The organism is Mycobacterium sp. TH-M15 (assembly GCF_057473705.1).
This window is the reverse complement of the sequence record NZ_JBYCLB010000286.1, coordinates 1-3,274: the sequence shown is the minus strand read 5'-3', so window position 1 is coordinate 3,274 and position 3,274 is coordinate 1. Positions and strand designations below refer to the sequence as shown.

The 3,274-nt window shown below is 72.4% G+C and carries 2 protein-coding genes; both read right to left on the bottom strand.

What is annotated here, in order from left to right:
• The coding region (locus tag AC2VNT_RS06680) for a type I polyketide synthase (protein WP_486946104.1) at nucleotides 1–2,993 on the bottom strand (2,993 nt) is incomplete at its 3' end.
• Nucleotides 2,990–3,274, bottom strand: a 285-nt coding sequence (locus AC2VNT_RS06675) for an acyl carrier protein (RefSeq protein ID WP_486946103.1), incomplete at its 5' end; no start/stop codon positions are given. The genes AC2VNT_RS06680 and AC2VNT_RS06675, both read right to left, overlap by 4 nt.

Genomic DNA, 3,274 nt, shown 5'->3' with positions numbered 1-3,274 from the left:
GTAGTGACGCGGGTCTGCTCGCCCAGCGGCAGCATCTGCTCGACCTCGAGCCGGCGCACGGTGAGCGACCGGACCGGGACACCGAGGGCCTGACTGGCCGCGGCCAGCGCCATCTCGGCGAAACCCGTTGCCGGCATCACGATCTGGCCGTGCACCATGTGGTCGGCCAGCCACCCGACGAGGTCGGCGCCCAGGTCGGCCTGCCATCCGTGTTCCCGCCCGGACGGCATCTCCATGTGCGTGCCCAGCAGCGGATGGCTGCCGGCCGGCCGGCGGGCGGCCGATGACGGTGCCGCCCAATACCGCACGTGCCGCCACGGCGTCGGCGGAAGGTCCACCAGCCGGGCCGCGAAGCCGTCGGACGGCGAAGCCCCGGCACCGGGCGGACGGATAGCGGCCCGATGGGTGTGGAACGTGAGCGACTCCGGGGTGTCCCGGGTCAGCGTCGCCGCGACCTGCAGCTCACCGCCGGGCCGGGCCGCCGCCAGGTTGGCGGTGATCGCGTGGGTGAGCAGCGGGTGCGGGCTCACCTCGACGAAGGTCGCGTGACCGACCGCCGCGGCGCGCACCGCGTCGCCGAACCGGACCGGGGTGCGCAGGTTGGCCACCCAGTAGCCGGCATCGAATCGCGGCTCGTCGTCCGCACCGCGGATCACCGTGCTGATCAGCGGTACCTTCGGTGTCATCGGAACCAAATCGGCCAGCGCGGAATGTAATTCGTCCAAGATCGGGTCGACGGTGGGGTGGTGCGATGCCACGTCGACGTCGACCCGGCGGGCCAGCTTGCCCCGGCCGTCGACCACGGCGACCGCCGCGTCGACCTGGTCGGGCGGGCCGGCGATCACCGTCTGCTCCGGCGCGGCGTACACCGCCACCGTGACGTCCGGATAGCCGGCGATCAGCTGCTCGGCCGCGTCGGCGCCGAGTTCCAGCAGCGCCATCGCGCCCTGCCCGGACAGCCGCGTCATCAGCTTCGACCGGGTGGCGATCACCTTCAGCCCGTCGGCCGGGCTCAGCACCCCGGCCACCACCGCCGCGGTCACCTCCCCCATCGAGTGCCCGATCACGGCGTCGGGTTCCACCCCGTAGCTGCGCCACAACGCGGTCAGCGCCAGCTGCACCCCCACCAGCACCGGCTGGATCCGGTCGATGCCGACCACCGGCTCACCCGACTCCAGCACCGCCCGCAGCGAGAAGCCGACCTGCGCGACGAAGACCGGCTCCAACGCGTCGACCGCGGCCGCGAACCCCGGTTCGTCGGCCAACAGCTGCCGGCCCATTCCGGCCCACTGCGACCCCTGGCCGGAGTACAGGAACACCGTTCCCGGGGCGGATACCGCGGCGCGGGGGCCGACCACACCCGGTGCCGGCTCACCGGCGGCGACCGCCCGCAGCCCGCGCACGGCTTCGTCCCGGTCGCGGGCACAGACCACCGCGATCTTCGGATACCGGCCGCGGTGGTGGTTCACCGTGTCGGCGACGTCGGCCAGCGGTACGGCCGCACCCTCGGCCGCCAGCCAGTCGGCCAGGGTCGCCGCCCACGCCGCCACTCGCGGCTCGGTTTTCCCGGACAGCACCAGCGTCGTCACCGGCGCGCCGTCCGGCGCCGGCGCCGGCCGCGGGTCCGGGCTCTGCTCGATGACCACGTGCGCGTTGGTTCCGCCCAGGCCGAACGACGACACCGCGGCCCGGCGCGGTTCCGCGTCGGTGGGCCACGGCGCCGGCTCGGTCGGGACGAACAGCCGGGTCGACTCCGGCTTGATCGCCGGATTCCACTGCGAGAAGTGCAGGTTCGGCGGCACCAGGCCGCGTTGCACGGCCAGCACCGCTTTGATGAAGCCGGCGATGCCGGCGGCGGCCTCCAGGTGACCGATGTTCGTCTTCACCGCGCCCAGCGCGCACGGCGCGGCGCCCTGACCGTAGACGCTGGACAAGGCGTCGAATTCGATCGGGTCGCCGAGCGCGGTCCCGGTGCCGTGCGTCTCGATGAGGTTCACCGTGCCCGGCGGGACGTCGGCGCTGCGCAGCGCGCGACCGATCACGTCACGCTGGGCGACGTTGTTCGGCGCGGTCAACCCGTTGGAGCGGCCGTCGGAGTTGACCGCCGAGCCGCGCACCACCGCCAGCACCCGGTCGCCGTCCCGGATGGCATCGGTGAGCCGTTTGAGCGCCACCACCCCGGCGCCCTCGCCGCGGACGAAGCCGTCGGCGCCGGCGTCGAAGCTGTGGCAGCGACCGCGTGGGGAGAGCATCCCCCACTTGGACATGGCGATCTGGGTCTCCGGGCGCAGGATCAGGCTCACCCCGCCGGCCAGCGCCAGGTCGCTCTCCCGAAGCCGCAGACTCTGGCAGGCCAGGTGGACGGTGACCAGCGACGACGAGCAGGCCGAGTCCACCGCCATCGCCGGTCCGCGCAGCCCGAGCAGGTAGGCGATCCGCCCGACCGCCACCGCGTGCGCGTTGCCGGTCGCCGAGTAGGCGTCGATGCTGTTCGGGTTGGCCGCCGAGATCGACTGGTACTCGGTGTAGTAGACGCCCATCATCACCGCGCCGCGGGCTTCGGCGACCTGCTCCGGGGTGATCCCGGCGTGTTCCAGTGCCTCCCACGCGACTTCGAGCATCAGCCGCTGCTGCGGGTCCATCGCCTCGGCTTCCCGCGGCGAGATGCCGAAGAAGTCGGCGTCGAAGCCGGCCACGTCCGGCAGGAAGCCGCCCCACTTCGACGACATCCGGCCCGGCGCGAACTGGTCCGGGTCGTAGTATTCGTCGGCGTCCCAGCGGTCCGGGGGGATCTCGGTGATCGCGTCGCCGCCGCCGGCCAGCAGGTTCCAGTAGCGCTCCGGACCGGTGGCCCCACCCGGGAACCGGCAGCCGACGCCGATCACCGCGATCGGTTCGGCGGTGGCGACCCGGGCGGCCTTGTCGAACCGCTCGGTCAGCGAATCCCGCTGCTCGGCGGGCATCGTCGCAACCCTGCTGAAGATCGCTGTCATCGAAGATTACCGCTCCCGCTACCGGCCGATTCCGCTTCCACATCTGCCAACAACTCGTCCAGCACGCCCCCGGTCGGCTCGACGACCGTGCCGGCGGTCTCGGCCGGCTGCGGTGTCTGTCGTGGTCCGAGTAATTTCACCAGATGCGCCGCCAGCTGCGCGATGCTGGGGTGGTTCCAGAACACCGACGCCGACAGGTCGCGGCCCACCAGCCGCTGCGTCTCCTTCAGCATGTTCATCGCCATCATCGAGTCCAGGCCGAGGTCGGGGAAGGGTTGGTC